Source organism: Streptomyces sp. NPDC005722 (genome assembly GCF_040630935.1).
Lineage (GTDB): Bacteria > Actinomycetota > Actinomycetes > Streptomycetales > Streptomycetaceae > Actinacidiphila.
In genome coordinates this window covers 1-14,074 of record NZ_JBEXYN010000087.1, presented here as the reverse complement: position 1 = coordinate 14,074, position 14,074 = coordinate 1, and the positions used below count along the sequence as shown (strand labels likewise).

The 14,074-nt window shown below is 72.4% G+C and carries 12 protein-coding genes; 3 read left to right on the top strand and 9 right to left on the bottom strand.

Translation table 11 applies throughout. The features are described from left to right. Positions 1-57: 57 nt before the first annotated feature. The 3 genes from ABZ479_RS40975 to ABZ479_RS40965 form a co-directional block, all read right to left on the bottom strand. Positions 58-1,938 carry a transketolase gene (locus tag ABZ479_RS40975; protein ID WP_500466340.1) on the bottom strand — a complete coding sequence of 627 codons (1,881 nt, stop codon included), beginning with the start codon at positions 1,936-1,938 and terminating at the stop codon, positions 58-60. A gap of 96 nt (positions 1,939-2,034) precedes the next feature. After that, positions 2,035-2,202, bottom strand: a complete 168-nt coding sequence (locus tag ABZ479_RS40970) for a hypothetical protein (protein ID WP_499606743.1) — start codon at positions 2,200-2,202, stop codon at positions 2,035-2,037. A 30-nt stretch (positions 2,203-2,232) separates the two neighbouring features. After that, positions 2,233-2,589 carry a PRC-barrel domain-containing protein gene (locus ABZ479_RS40965; protein WP_499606744.1) on the bottom strand — a complete coding sequence of 119 codons (357 nt, stop codon included), beginning with the start codon at positions 2,587-2,589 and terminating at the stop codon, positions 2,233-2,235. A gap of 221 nt (positions 2,590-2,810) precedes the next feature. On the opposite strand from ABZ479_RS40965, the gene ABZ479_RS40960 reads away from it, so the two are divergent. Then, positions 2,811-4,223, top strand: a complete 1,413-nt coding sequence (locus tag ABZ479_RS40960) for an RtcB family protein (RefSeq protein ID WP_500466339.1) — start codon at positions 2,811-2,813, stop codon at positions 4,221-4,223. 57 nt (positions 4,224-4,280) lie between these two features. Here ABZ479_RS40960 and ABZ479_RS40955 read toward each other — a convergent pair whose 3' ends face one another. Beyond that, on the bottom strand, positions 4,281-4,727 hold the full coding sequence (locus ABZ479_RS40955) for an archease (RefSeq protein ID WP_499606746.1): 447 nt from the start codon (positions 4,725-4,727) through the stop codon (positions 4,281-4,283). 48 nt (positions 4,728-4,775) lie between these two features. Beyond that, positions 4,776-5,927, bottom strand: a complete 1,152-nt coding sequence (locus ABZ479_RS40950) for a methyltransferase (RefSeq protein ID WP_500466338.1) — start codon at positions 5,925-5,927, stop codon at positions 4,776-4,778. Positions 5,928-6,108: 181 nt separating this feature from the next. Here ABZ479_RS40950 and ABZ479_RS40945 point away from each other — a divergent pair, with 181 nt between their 5' ends. Then, positions 6,109-6,381, top strand: coding sequence for a macro domain-containing protein (locus tag ABZ479_RS40945; protein ID WP_500466337.1), 273 nt, complete (start codon positions 6,109-6,111; stop codon positions 6,379-6,381). 41 nt (positions 6,382-6,422) lie between these two features. On the opposite strand, the gene ABZ479_RS40940 is transcribed toward ABZ479_RS40945, so the two are convergent. The 4 genes from ABZ479_RS40940 to ABZ479_RS40925 form a co-directional block, all read right to left on the bottom strand. Beyond that, positions 6,423-6,971 (bottom strand): GNAT family N-acetyltransferase, encoded by a 549-nt coding sequence (locus tag ABZ479_RS40940; protein ID WP_500466336.1) that lies wholly within the window; start codon positions 6,969-6,971, stop codon positions 6,423-6,425. Between the two features lie 461 nt (positions 6,972-7,432). Then, entirely contained in the window at positions 7,433-8,431 is a 999-nt protein-coding gene (locus ABZ479_RS40935; RefSeq protein ID WP_500466335.1) for a quinone oxidoreductase family protein, read from the bottom strand. A 450-nt stretch (positions 8,432-8,881) separates the two neighbouring features. Further along, complete coding sequence (locus tag ABZ479_RS40930) at positions 8,882-9,802, bottom strand: SAM-dependent methyltransferase (protein WP_500466334.1); 921 nt, start codon at positions 9,800-9,802, stop codon at positions 8,882-8,884. A 173-nt stretch (positions 9,803-9,975) separates the two neighbouring features. After that, positions 9,976-10,233 carry a hypothetical protein gene (locus ABZ479_RS40925; RefSeq protein ID WP_500466333.1) on the bottom strand — a complete coding sequence of 86 codons (258 nt, stop codon included), beginning with the start codon at positions 10,231-10,233 and terminating at the stop codon, positions 9,976-9,978. Between the two features lie 463 nt (positions 10,234-10,696). Here ABZ479_RS40925 and ABZ479_RS40920 point away from each other — a divergent pair, with 463 nt between their 5' ends. Next, positions 10,697-13,975: a GH92 family glycosyl hydrolase gene (locus tag ABZ479_RS40920; RefSeq protein ID WP_500466332.1), complete on the top strand. Its 3,279-nt coding sequence runs from the start codon at positions 10,697-10,699 to the stop codon at positions 13,973-13,975. Positions 13,976-14,074: the final 99 nt, after the last annotated feature.

Here is a 14,074-nt window from a genome sequence, read left to right as displayed (position 1 = left end):
GCCCCCCCACACACAGGTGACGGCGGCCGCCGGTGCGCGTACCGGACGTGCCCCGGTTCAGCCGGAGACCAGCCGCTTCGCGGCCTCGGCGATGTGGGTGCGGGAGATCCCGGCGGCGTCCATGAGCTCCTCCGCCGTGCCCGATCCGGGCAGGTCACGGACGGCCAGGTGCGCGAAGGCGGGCCCCTGGTGCCGTGCGGCGAGGGCGGAGAGCACGGCCTCGCCCAGGCCGCCCTCCGGGTGGTGGTCCTCGGCGACGACCAGGGCACCGGTGTCGCGGGCGGCGCGGGCGAGGGCGTCGGCGTCCACGGGCTTGACCGAGTACAGGTCGATCACCCGGGCCGTGACGCCCTCGGCGGCCAGCGCGTCGGCCGCGGCCAGGCACTCGTGCAGCGTGACCCCGGCCCCGATCAGGGTGACCTCGTCGTCCCCGGACTGCCGCAGGGTCTTGGAACCGCCGACCGGGAAGGACTCGTCGGGCCCGTACAGGACGGGGTACGCCCCGCGCGTGGTGCGCAGGTAGGAGATGCCCTCGAGGTCGGCCTGGGCGGCCGTCAGCGCGGCGGCGGACGTGGCGTCGCTCGGGTACAGCACCGTGGATCCGTGGACCGCGCGCATCATCGACAGGTCCTCCACACCCATCTGCGACGGCCCGTCCGCGCCGATCTCCACACCGCAGTGGCTGCCCGAAAGCGCCATCGAGATCTGCGAGATGGCCGCCATGCGGATGAAGTCGTGCGCCCGGGTGAGGAAGGCGGCGAACGTCGCGGCGTACGGACGGTAGCCGCGCACGGCCATGCCCACGGCCGAGGCGATCATCTGCTGCTCGGCGATGTACGTCTCGAAGTACCGCTCGGGGTAGGCCTTGCCGAAGTCCTCCGCGTGCGTGGAGTTGCCGACCTCGGCGTCCAGGACCACGACGTCGGGGCGGGCGCCGACCGCGACGAGCGCCTTGCCGAAGGCGACCCGGGTGGCGACGGCCTCGCCGAGCCGGAACTGCGGCAGCTCCACGGGGGTCGTCGCGGTCATCGGCGGGCGCGGGGCGGCCTCGGGCGGCAGCGGCCCGCGGACGGTCAGGTGGCGCACGCCGCCGAGTTCCTCGATGGCGTGCTCGGCGAGGTCCGGCGGCAGCGGCTTGCCGTGCCAGCCCTCGTGGTCGGCGACCTCCGGGACACCCTGCCCCTTGACGGTCCTGGCCACGATGACGGTGGGTGCCTGCGCGTCCGCCGCGGTGGCCAGCGCCCGGTCGACGGCCTGGAGGTCGTGCCCGTCGACGACGAGCGCGCGGCAGCCGAAGGCCTCGACGCGGCGGGCGTACGCCTCGGTGTCCCACTGCAGTTCGGTGGGGCCGCGCTGCCCGAGCCGGTTGACGTCGACGATCGCGACGAAGTTGGGCAGTCGCCGCTGACCCGCCTTGTCCAGGGCCTCCCACACCGAGCCCTCGGCCATCTCGCTGTCGCCGCACAACACCCACACCCGGTACGGCTCGTGCTCCAGGTCGCGGCCCGCCGTGGCGATGCCCACGCCGTAGGCGATGCCCTGGCCCAGCGATCCCGTCGCCACGTCCACCCACGGCAGTACGGGGGTGGGGTGGCCCTGGAGGCGTGCCCCGAAGGTGCGGTACGTCGTCATGAGCTCGTGCTCGTCGACGGCGCCCGCGGCGTGGAACATCGCGTAGAGCAGGGGAGAGGCGTGTCCCTTGGAGAAGATCAGGTGGTCGTTGGCCGGGTTCTCGGGCTTTCGCCAGTCGTACTTCAGATGACGCGCCATCAGCACGGCCATCAGGTCGGCGGCGGACAGACTGGAGGTGGGGTGGCCCGAGCCGGCCGCGGTGCTGGCCCGCACGGAGTCCACACGGAGCTGCTGGGCGAGTTCGAAGACCTGTTCCAGGTCGGTGTCCGGCCCGATCGGGCGGGCGGCGGCTTTCTGGTCCGTCATGACGGATTCCCTCTTCGTACGGAGGACTCTTCGTACCTGGTGCCTGCTACCCACCGGTTCGCGACGCACTCGCCCGTCTCGGCCGGGTCCCCGGCGTCAGCGCAGGGGTCCGCGGCGCGAACGCCGCCACCTGACGCCGACGAGGACGAGGTCGAGCACGAGCACGACGATGCCGATGACCAGCAGGTAGAGAAGACCCTCGGCGACCACGCCGATCAGCCCCAGGACCACGGCCACCAGGAGCAGGAACAGGAAGAGCGCCACGGCCGGAACACCTCCTTGGCGCGAGGGTCGTCAGCGCCGGGCGAGCTTCCGTTCGCCTCCGGCGCCCGGGTGGTAGGCCATGTCGTAGTACTGGAAGATCTCCCCTTCCTGCTCGACGGGCAGGACGTCGTCCGTCCCGATGGACGGAGCCTTCCTCACCAGCCCCCTGGACTGGGCGACCTGGACGTAACCGGGCCCGACGACCGCCTCGTCGAGGGGCACGAACACCAGCCGGTGCCGAGTGGGCAGCCCGGTGCGCACCGTCGCCATGGCGGGCTCGTCGGTGGCGGTGTCGACGTAGACCGCCTCCAGGGCGCCGATCTTGTGCCCCTTGGGGTCGATGACGTCACGGTCGCGCCACTCGCGGATGTCGGCTGAATGGATCATGAGCTGCTCCTCGGTGGAGCGCCGGACTGGCGTCGTGGCCCCCGGCGCGGGCGCACCGGGACCGCCCTGGCCGGGCCGTCGCAGGTGAGTGCGTTCCTGCTCGTTTTCTCATGCTACGTCCGTCATCCGGATCCGGCCGGGGTTCCGTTTACCGGCGCCCGCCCCGGCAACGCGACCCACAGGGGGCGTGTTCGCCCGCCGACCTGGCCCTGGAGGCCGTGATGGACGTCGTGGAAGAGGATCCCTACCGGTTCCGCATCGGCCGGCGCGCCGGGATGCGCGTCCCCGGTGTCGTGTTCGCCTCCCGCGACCTGCTGGGCCACGCCGGGAAGGCGCTGGAACAGGTCGTCAACGTCGCGACGCTGCCCGGCATCGTCACGGCCTCGTACGCCATGCCGGACGTCCACTGGGGCTACGGCTTCCCGATCGGCGGGGTCGCCGCGACGGACGTCGCCGACGGTGGCGTGGTCTCCCCGGGCGGGGTGGGCTTCGACATCTCCTGCGGCGTACGGCTGCTGGCCGCCGACTGCGACCGCGAGGCGGTCGGGCCCGCCCTGCCCGCGATCATGGACGGGCTCGGCCAGGACACCCCGCGCGGCGCCGTCACCGGGGCCGTCTGGCACCTCGGCAGCGACCGCCTGCTGGAACGGGTGCTGGCGGGCGGGTCCCGCTACGCCGTGGAGGAGGGCCACGGCGAGGACGGCGACCTGCGGCGCTGCGAGGACGGCGGCACCGTGGCCGACGCCGACACCGGCGGGGTCGGCGCGCGTGCCCGCGAACGCGGCCTCGGACAGGTCGGCAGCCTCGGTTCCGGCAACCACTTCCTCGAGGTGCAGGAGGTCGCCGAGGTCTACGACGCGCCGGTCGCCGCCGCCTTCGGCCTCGCGCCCGGCCAGGTCTGCGTGATGATCCACTGCGGCTCCCGGGGGCTGGGGCACCAGATCTGCTCCGACCACGTGCGGGCGATGGACCGGGCGATGCGGCGGTACGGCATCGACGTCCCCGACCGGCAGCTCGCCTGCGCCCCGGCCGACTCGCCCGAGGGCCGCGCCTACCTCGGCGCGATGGCCGCCGCCGCCAACTACGCCCGGGCCAACCGCCAGCTCCTGGGCGAGCTGTCGCGCCGCGTCTTCCGCCGCGAGGCGGGGGCCCGTCTCACGCTCGTCTACGACGTGTCCCACAACCTGGCGAAGATCGAGGAGCACGAGGTGGACGGGGTGCCGCGCACCCTGTGCGTCCACCGCAAGGGCGCCACCCTGGCGCTCCCGCCCGGCCACCCGGACCTGCCCGCCGACCTGCGCGGCGTCGGCCAGCCCGTGCTCATCCCCGGCACCATGGGCACCTGCTCGTACGTCCTCACCGGCGTTCCCGGCGGCGACGCCTTCCACTCGACCTGCCACGGCGCCGGCCGGGAGAAGAGCCGGCACCAGGCCGCGCGCGGCGTCAGCGGCCGGGAGCTGCGGGCCCGGCTGGAGGCCCGCGGGATCGCGGTGCGCGCCTCGTCCTGGCGCGGGCTCGCCGAGGAGACACCGGAGGCGTACAAGGACGTCTCGGCGGTGGTCGAGGCGAGCGAGGGCGCCGGACTGTGCCGCAGGGTCGTCCGGCTGGTGCCCCTCGGCGTGGTCAAGGGGTAGCCCCGCGGGACGGCACGCCGCGCGGGACCGCGGGCCGGATCCGGCCCGGACGCCCGCTCAGACGTCGACCGTCGCCGCGCAGGACCACCCGTACGGGCCCGGCGCCAGGTGCAGTTCGCCCAGCGAGACCGCCTTCGGAACGGCTCCGATGACCTCGACCGACCGGACGTCGGCCACCGCCATCCGCACGTCCAGCCCGCCGTCGTCCGACTCGGCCTCGACGTCGACGGGCACCTCCCCGTGCACCTCGAGCCGGAAGATGACCTCGTCGAGGAGGTCCGCCAGCAGATCGTCGTCGGGGGCCTCCGCCACCGGTATCCGCCGCACGCACGCCGGACGTACCCCCGAGATGTCCGCGAAGCACTCGACCAGCCCCAGTACCGCCTCGACCAGGCACTGCTCCCGGGTCGGCCCCCAGGCCTCGATCCGCACGTCGGCGGTGTGCGGCACCGCACGGTGCCCGCCCGCCTCCGCTCCTCCGCCGCCGTACGTCTCGTCCACCATGAGGAGCGTCTGCCCGGTCCGGGCCGCCTCAAGGGTCCCGCTGCCCGGTCAGCGCCTCACGGCCCGCAGGACCACGAACTTCGGATTGGACGCGACGACCTCGCAGTTCCCGAAGAGCCGCCGCAGGCGCACGTGGTAACCGAGGTGCCGGTTGCCGACGACCAGCAGCTCACCGCCGGGCCGCAGCGCGGACCGGGCGGTGACGAACATGCGCTGGGCCGTCGCGGCCGTGACCGCCTGGTGGGAGTGGAACGGCGGGTTGTTGAGGACGAGGTCGGCCCCGTCCGGCCCCAGCGCCGCCACGGCGTCGGCGGCGTCCCCGGCCAGGAACCGGGCCCTGCCATCAGGCCCGGCGATCTCGCGGAAGGTCTCCTCGGCGGAGGCGACGGCCTGGTGCGACTCGTCGACGAACAGCACCTCGCTGCCGGGGTTCGCCAGCGCCACCGCCGTCCCCACCACCCCGTTGCCGCAGCCCAGGTCGACCACGCGATCCCGGCCCTCGCGCTTCGGCAGGTGCTCGAGCAGGAAGCGGGTGCCGATGTCCAGGTGGTCGGCGCAGAACACCCCCGCGTGGTTGGTGACGGTACGGCCGGACAGCGGGCCGATGCCGTCGGGCAGCGCGTACCGCAGCGGCCACGGGTTCGCCCCGCGGGCCGGCGCCGGATCGGGGGTGCTGAGGATCAGCCGCGCCTTGCGCACCGCGAGCGAGGTCCTGGTCGGCCCGACGATCCGCTCGAACAGCCGCAGCGTGGACGTGTGGATCTCGGTGACCATGCCCGTGCCCAGCACGACGGTGCCGGGGTGCAGCGCGGGCGCCAGCCGGTGCAGTTGGTCCTCCAGCAGCGCCAGGCTCTTCGGCACCCGGACCAGCAGCACGTCGATGCGGGCGGGCGGCTCGTCGCGCGTGGTCAGCAACCGCGCCCGGGCGTCCGGCACATTGCGCCGCAGGTTCTCCAGCGTGGCCTGCTGCCCGAGGTGGGAGTCCGTGATCTGCGTGGGACGGTGCGCGGCCAGCGCCGTCGTCAGCGCCCCCCAGCGGTCGCCCAGGACGACGGTCGTGCCGGTCAGGTCCGTCCCGGTCTCGGCGAGGTGCCGCAGGAGGTACTCGTCCGAGGCGTCCCACGCCCGCAGCGTCTCCCGCGGCTCCGCGGGGAATCGGGTCAGTTCGAGTGCGCCCCACGGCGTGCTGAAGAGGTTCATCGCCCCCTCAGGGTACGGGCTGCCCGTACCGCCCAGGGCTACCGGCCGGGGGCCCGACTACGGTTCCGGGGGCGCCGGGCCGTCCCGTCCTCATGCCCCGGACCGTCGCGGCTGTCGTCGTGGTCGCCGTGCCCGGACGGGTCCGGACAGGGCAGCGGGGACCCGGGAGGGGGATTCGTGCATGACCGGGACATGGCCGAGATCGCCTCGTGCGGGGCGACACCACCGATCTGGACACCACGACGCCACCGTGACCGCGGCGAACGAGTCGCTGATCGGGAGCGGTGGCGTGGACGGCGCCGGCCACGGGGTGGCCGGTCCGCGGCCGGCGGAGGCGGGTGCCGCCCTCGGACCGTGCGAGCCCGGTGACGCGATGGCGGCGCCCGCCTTCGACCTCCGGACCGCCGGTCGGCGGGTGATCCACACGGTCGGGCCCGGTCCGGGAGGCCGGTGACCACGGCGAGGGCGACGTGGGCGCCGCAGCCCTGAGCGGCGTCAGGTGATCGTGATCCGGTAGCGCCGTACGGCGGCCGATCCGGCCTCCCCGGCACCGTCGCCCTCGCCGCCGCCCTCGCCTCCGTCTTCGAGGACGCCACCGTTGCGCTCGATCGTCCGCGCGGAGGCGGTGTTGGCGGCCTCGCAGATGACGAGGACCCGGTCCAGCCCGAGGCGGCGGGCCTCGCCCACCATGCGCCCCAGGGCCCAGGTGGCCAGTCCGCGGCGGCGCGAGGACGGCCGGACGCCGTAGCCGATGTGCCCGTACCGCTGCACGTGGTCCGCCGGCCCCAGCCGCAGGGCGATGCCGCCGTGCACGCGGTCGCCCTCGACGATCCACCGGTACGTACAGCCGTGCCCCGCGGCCACCGCCTCCGGCTCCGCCTGCGCGGACAGCACCGTGACCCAGGCCGCGAACCCGTCCGGCGTGCCGACCTCGTCGGACGGCCCCAGCCCGAAGCCGTCCTCGTGCGGGCCGGGACCCCACTCGTGGTGCGCCTCGAGCCAGGCGGAGTGCAGGCGGGCACTGGGCGCGATGAGTTCGGGCATGCGGCGACGATATCCAGGGGCGGACGTCGAACGGATGTCCGCACCGGGGTGGACATCCGGGGTGTGCGTGCGCACGCGGCGCTGCTCCGTAGCCGCAGGCTTTGTCGAGCGAACGTCCCGTCCCGGTGCCCGCAGAGGGCCCGGGGCGGCACGCTCGTCGGTGAGGTGGACGGGGGCCGGTATGCGGCGCACAGCCGGCACGGCGGCACTGACCAGGAGCGTTCCTCCTCCTGCTCCTGCCCCGTGGCCCCCCGGCTGATGGACACCTTCTCGGACAGCCCCAGCAAGGATCACTCAGCCGATGTGGAATCCGGTTTCGTGGACCTGCCGGAAACGGCGGCGGTCCTCGGACAGCGTTGCGAACAGGAAGACTTCCCGATCGACGACGGTCCCGAACTACAGGCGCGCCCAGCCGGATGTTCACCACCCGTCGGGGCAGCAGTTCGTGCGGGTGTCCCGACTCACGCCGAGGCAACCCTGACGACGGACTTGCCTGCCGGCGGCGCGATCTGACCGGCGATCATGCGAGGCACGTCCTCAAGGGTGTGGACCTTGCCCACGGGGGTTCGGATCGCACCGCGTTCCGCGAGGCGCCGCAGGTGCTCCCACACGGAAGCCTCTTGTTCGGGGTCTTCGTGGGGGAACCCCAGGACGCCGACCGCCGAGTGTCCGCGCATCATCATGTCCCCGGAGTCCAGCGGCGTGGTCGTGCCGCTGGCCTGACCGACGATGGCGATACGGCCGCCTCGCGCGAGGCTCTTGACCGCCGTGGCTCCCATGTCACCGCCTACCGGGTCGTAGATCAGGTCGACGCCGCGGCCGCCGGTGATCCCGGCGATCCGCGCGGTCAGGTCTTCCGTGCGGTGGTCCACGACGTGGTCGGCGCCGTGGCGGAGGGCGAAGTCCGTCTTCTCCCGGCCGCCGGCGACACCGATGACCGTCGCACCCAGTGCCTTGCCCAGCTGCAGTGCCGTGCCGCCAATGGCGCCTGCGGCGCCCAGGACGAGCAGCGTCTGCCCACGCTCGACCGGGGTCCGCTCGACAAGGCCCGCGTACGCGGTGCGGAAGCCGATCGGGAAGCCGGCCGCTTCCTCGTCGGTCATGCCTGCCGGAATGCGGAACGCCATTCCTTCGTCCAGGTACGCGTAATCGGCGTAGCCGCCGGGGCCCTCCAGGACCGCGGCGTAGCCCGCGACCTGGTCGCCGACCGCAAAACGCGAACCCGGTGCGACGGCGACGACCTCTCCGGCGGCCTCCGCGCCCAGCCCGAAGGGCGGTTCACCACTGAAGAACGGATACGCACCCGAAGTCATCCATGCGTCGCCGTGTCCCGCACCCGCCGCCCGCACGCGAACCAGGACGCGACCAGGGGCCGGCTGGTCCCACGTCGTCTCCTGGAGCCGTACCCCCTCCATGGGATCGCCGAATTTCACCAACAGCCATGCACGACCAGACAGCATCTCGCGCCCCTCATCAGCTCCGTACCGAAACATGGTTCCGGCCTTTGCCGCCAACTGTGCATTGCTGTCGCCTTCACAGGCAGAGACGGACTACCCAGGGATCGGCAGTCTCTGGCTGCAGGGGCCTGTGGAACGGTGGTGGAGTGGCGTTCACGATCAGCCGAGCGTCGAGCACGCCCGCACCGGCATGGGCGGGCGACGCATCTTCATCGGTCTCGCAGGAATGCGCGGACTTCGCGATTGAAGGCCGTCGGATTCTCCCAGGAGGCGAAATGACTCCCTCTGTCGCCGATGATGCGAGCGGAAGCACCAGGCATTTCCCGGGCGATCGCTTCGCTGGCCGAGACAGGAACCACGCTGGCTGTCCCGCCGACGATGAGCGCAGGTACCTCGACCTGGTCCCGGCTGCTCGCCGACCTCGCCGACGCGGCGATCCCGGCCGACCGGGATTCACTCCGCTCCCTTGACGCCGGAGAAGAGCCAGACGTCATTCGCCCCGGGGCGACCCCAGTCATCGGGAATGGCGCGGCCCTCTTTTCCGGCCTCTGCAGTGATGGTCGTGACTTCCGTCGGGATCCAGCCATGCGACGTGAGCCATTCGCCGGGACGATGATGGACGGGTCCGTAAAGGAACGCCTTCATCAGAAGGTCCCAAGCCTCCTGTGTCTCTGCGTCCAGAGAGTCGTACCGGACGTCTGGATTCTTCCAGGGTCGGACGAAGTACTCGCTCAGGATCACGCTGCCGGAGGCAGAAGACCTCGCCATCTCGGCCATCAGCCGATTCGCGGCATCCTCGGTGAGATACATGAGGAGCCCCTCGAGGACCCAGATCACGGGCATCGTGGGGTCGAACCCCTCCGCTCGCAGCGGCTCGGAAAACCCCGCCGTGACATCTGCTGTCAAGGTTTTCCTGTGACACGTGGGCACCCTGTTGTTCTTCTTCAGCACATCGTGTTTGAATTCAAGCACTGCTGCCTGGTCGACCTCGAAGACGGTAGCCTCGGCCGGCAGCCCGAGACGAAAGGCGCGGCTGTCCAGCCCCGCACCGAGAATCACCACCTGCCGACGACGTTGCGCTACTTCCCGCAGTATATGGCGGTCGTAGAACGGGGTGCGCTGGGTGAAGTAGAACCTCCAAGTCTCCAAGAGCGTGGAGGAGCCGCCATCTCGGGCGGGATCGAGACGCGGCAGCGATTCATCGTTGACCACTCGCGCCTCGACGGCCGCCTCAACGAATTCCGCAGCACATGCGTCGATGAAGCGGGGATGGATTTCCAGGGCTTCCTGCGCCCTCCCGTACGCGGTGAGAAGGGATGTCCAGCCCACGCCGGCAGGTATTGAGACCATGTTCGTCTCCTTCCTCCGCTCCACGCTAACTCCGAACCCGTGTCGGCACTGGGGGAGGGAAGGCGGCTTCCCGATCGCAAAGGACGCCCCTGAACATCACGCTCGACTCAGGCGCCGGTCACCTCGGCACACAACCGGCCGATCCGCGCCGCCATTTCGACGATCCGCGCCGGGACGTCCCGGCCGGAGGCGCACCGTTACCTCTTCTCGGGGCGCTGATGCCCGCACGGGGCCGGCGCTCCGGCCTCGTCGGTCACCTCGGGCAGGTAGTGGTCGTTCACGTTCACACTGACACCGTCAGGATGGACAACGACCTCGAAGGGCCAGACCGTCGGATCCCCTGCGGCCGCGACCACGAGCGTCTCGCCGGGCTTCATCCAGTGATCGGTGCCCCAGGGCTCCACAAAAAGGCAGAGCATGCCCCGGTTGCCGTTGTGGACACTGATCTTCTGCATCACCGCACCCTATCGGCCGCACCGCGCGATCGACGTCACACGGTCGGAAGGTGCTTCGCCCAGGGGCTGACATGTGTGCCGGGAGGCGGAGAAGGCGCCGGCCGGGCCCCAATGGGGCGCAGACTGCCGCGCCTGACCGCTCTCCACCTGAGGTGACCGGCCTCCGGCCGGGGGCCGTGCCGGCCCCGAGCGCCGGGTTGCCCGACGGGCCATGAGGACGGCAACGTGGGACGGGGGAGCGCGGTGCCGGTGCGTGCGTGGGGGGCTTGTGGCGGAACCGTGGTGCGCGACAACGTTGTCAACTTGAACCGGGCATGACTATACCGGCCGGAGAGGCAACGTTGTCAAGGGAGTTGACGTGCACCGGAGGCGGTCTACCGGGACACCGGTGGGGCGCGCTACTGTCCCCGCGGCTTGTGTGACCCGTGGTGCGCGACCCGTCCGTGAGAAGAAGGGCCGCGTCATGCGCTTGCGTCCGACGTCCGTGCTGCTCGCCGCCGTCCTGGCGGTCGGCGGTGCCACCCCCGCCCTCGCGGCGCCCGCCGCGCCGCCACCCGATCTCGTACAGGACCCCACCGCCTACGTCGACCCGCTGATCGGCACCACGAACGGCGGCAACGTCTTCCCCGGCGCCGTCATGCCGCAGGGCATGCTGTCCTGGAGCCCCGAGACCACCCGCGGCGACGCCACCCGCACCACGGCGCCCGGCGGCTACCACTACGACGCCACCCGCATCCGGGGCTTCAGCCTCACCCACATGTCGGGCACCGGCTGCGCGGGCGGCAGCGGGGACATCCCGTTCCTCCCCTACGCCGGCGCGGTCACCACCTCGCCCGCCGCGGACACCAAGGACGCGGTGTACGCGGCCGACTTCGCGCACTCCGACGAGACCGCCGAGCCCGGCCACTACAAGGTGGGCCTGTCCTCCGGCGTCACCGCGGACCTGACGGCAACCACCCGCACGGGCTCCGGCCGCTTCACCTATCCCGCGGACAAGCCCGCCTCCCTCCTGATCCGCACCGCCAACTCCGAGGTCGGATCCACGGACTCGACCGTGACCATCGACCCGGAGACCCGTACCGTCTCCGGTTCGGTCACCTCGGGGAACTTCTGCGGCTACCTCGACCCCGAGGGCCGGCGCGCCTACTACACCCTCTACTTCACCGCCCGCTTCGACCGCGCCTTCACCGCGACCGGCACCTGGCAGGACGACAAGGTGAACCCCGGTTCCACCGGCGCCTCGGGCGGCACCGGCGGCTTCGCGGCCGGTGGGAACCCCGTCGCGGGCAAGGGCGCGGGCGGCTGGGTGGAGTTCGCGCCCGGCGGCGGACCGGTGAACGTCAAGGTCGGCATCTCGTACGTCAGCCAGGCCGGCGCCGCCGCCAACCTCGCCGCGGAGAACCCACCGCGGCGCTCCTTCGACTCGGTGCGGGACGCGGCCCGCCGTGCCTGGCGCGAACGCCTCGGTGCGATCAAGGTCGGCGGCGGCACCGACGCCGAGCGCACCACCTTCTACACCGCGCTGTACCACGCGATGATGCACCCCAGCGTCATCAACGACAGCGACCGCAGATACCGGGGCGCCGACGGTGCGGTCCACACGGTGGCCCGCGGTCACCGGGCCCAGTACGGCACCTTCTCCGGCTGGGACGTCTACCGCTCCCAGGTCCAGCTGCTCACCCTGCTGAGCCCGCGCACCGGCTCCGACATCGCCCAGTCGCTGTACGAGCTCGCCCGGCAGAACGGCGGCGTCTGGGACCGCTGGCTGCACGGCGCCGCCGGCACCCACGTCATGAACGGCGACCCGTCGCCCGCCGCCCTCGCCGGGATCCGGGCCTTCGGCGGCACGGACTTCGACCTGCGCGGCGCCCTGGACTCCCTGGTGAAGGCCGCGACCGTGCCGACGGAGGCGGACCTGTCGCCCGCGGGCAAGCCCATCCTCTCCGTGGGCCAGCGCCCCTCCCTGGACAAGTACCTGAAGCTGCACTACATGCCGTCCGTCTCCAACGCCTGGGGCGGCGCGGCCGAGACGCTGGAGATGTCGGGCGCCGACTTCGCCCTCTCCCAGCTCGCCACGGCCGCCGGGGACAAGCGCACCGCCGCCGACTTCGCCCGGCGCTCCCAGTGGTGGCAGAACAACTTCAACCTCGCCGCCGACCCGGGCGGCGGCTACATCGCCAACCGCGACGCCGACGGCAGTTGGGTGACCGGGTTCACGCCGGCCACCGGCAACGGCTTCGTCGAGGGCACGGCCGCCCAGTACACCTGGATGGTGCAGCACGACCCGGCCGGCCTGTTCGCCGCTATGGGCGGGCGGGACGAGGCCCGCGAGCGGCTGGACGCCTTCTTCCACAAGGCGGACGGGAGCTGGGCGTTCACCGGCAGCGGCGGCGACAAGTCGGAGATGGACAACGAGCCGTCGATCAACGTCCCGTACCTGTACGCCTACGCCGGCGAGCCCTACAGGACGCAGGAGACGGTACGGGCCGCGATGGGCGCGCTGTGGTCCACGAAGCCCGGCGGCATCCCCGGCAACGACGACCTCGGGGCGATGTCGTCCTGGTACGTCTTCTCGGCGCTCGGCATGTACCCGCAGGTGCCCTCGCGCGCCGAACTGGTGCTGGCCTCACCGCTGTTCCCGCGCATCGAGATCGACCGCCCGGCCGGCAACGACATCTCCATCCGTGCCACCGGCGCGGCGGCCGACGCGCCGTACGTCCGGTCGCTGAAGGTCGACGGCCGCACCAGCGACCGGCCGTGGCTGCCCGCCTCCTTCGTCGAGGACGGCGGCAGGCTGGACTACACGCTGTCGCGCACCGCGGACCGCGGCTGGGGAGCGGACGGCGAGGACGCGCCGCCCTCCTTCCGGGAGGGCGAGCAGCCGTACCAGGTGGGCGTCGGCCCGACCGCGGCGACGATCGCCCCGGGCGGCGGCAGCAAGGTCGGCATCCGGGCCCTGTCGCTGCGCGGCGGCCAGGCGCCGCGGGTGCGCTTCCGCGTGGCGGTGCCGGACGGCGTCACGGCGTCCCCCGCGGAGGGGACGTTCACGGACGGGTCCCAGGAGATCACCCTGTCGACCGCCGGGGACGTCAAGCAGGGCTTCTACGACGCCAGGATCGCGGTGAGCTACGGGGACACCTCGTACGAGCAGCCGGTGTCCCTGACGGTGGCCGCTCCCGGTTCCCTCATCGCGGCGTACAACAGCACGGGCGTCTCCGACGACTCCGGTGACCACGACGAGGCCGACTACGACGGCGGCCGCTGGAGCTACTCCCGTCAGGCCCTCGCCGCGGCGGGCCTGAGCGGCGGCACGCAGGGCACGGTCGCCGGCGGCCTCGCCTTCACCTGGCCGGATTCGCCCGCCGGCCGTCCCGACAACGCCTCCGCGACCGGCCAGACCATCCAACTGGCCACCCCGGCCTCACGGTTGTCGTTCGTCGGCAGCGCCGTCAACGGCGACCAGCAGACGACGGCGACGGTCACCTACGCCGACGGCGGCACCGAGGCCGTCGACCTGTCCTTCACCGACTGGACGGTGGGAGGCGGTGGCGGCAGCGTCCGCTTCGGCAACGAGGTCGTCGCCAAGACCGCCTACCGCAACGTCGCGGGGGCGGACAAGGACCCGGTGGCCACGTACGTCTTCGCCACCACGCCCTTCGAGGCGCCGGAGGGCAGGACCATCACGAGCGTGAAGCTCCCGCAGAACACGGACCTCCACGTCTTCACCCTCGCGGTGGACTGACGCGGAGCCACCCGGGCGCGGGCCCAGGCGTACGCGCCTCCGGACAGGTGCTCGGCCCGTGTCCACCGCCCGTCCGGACCGGGCGTGGACCAGTACAGC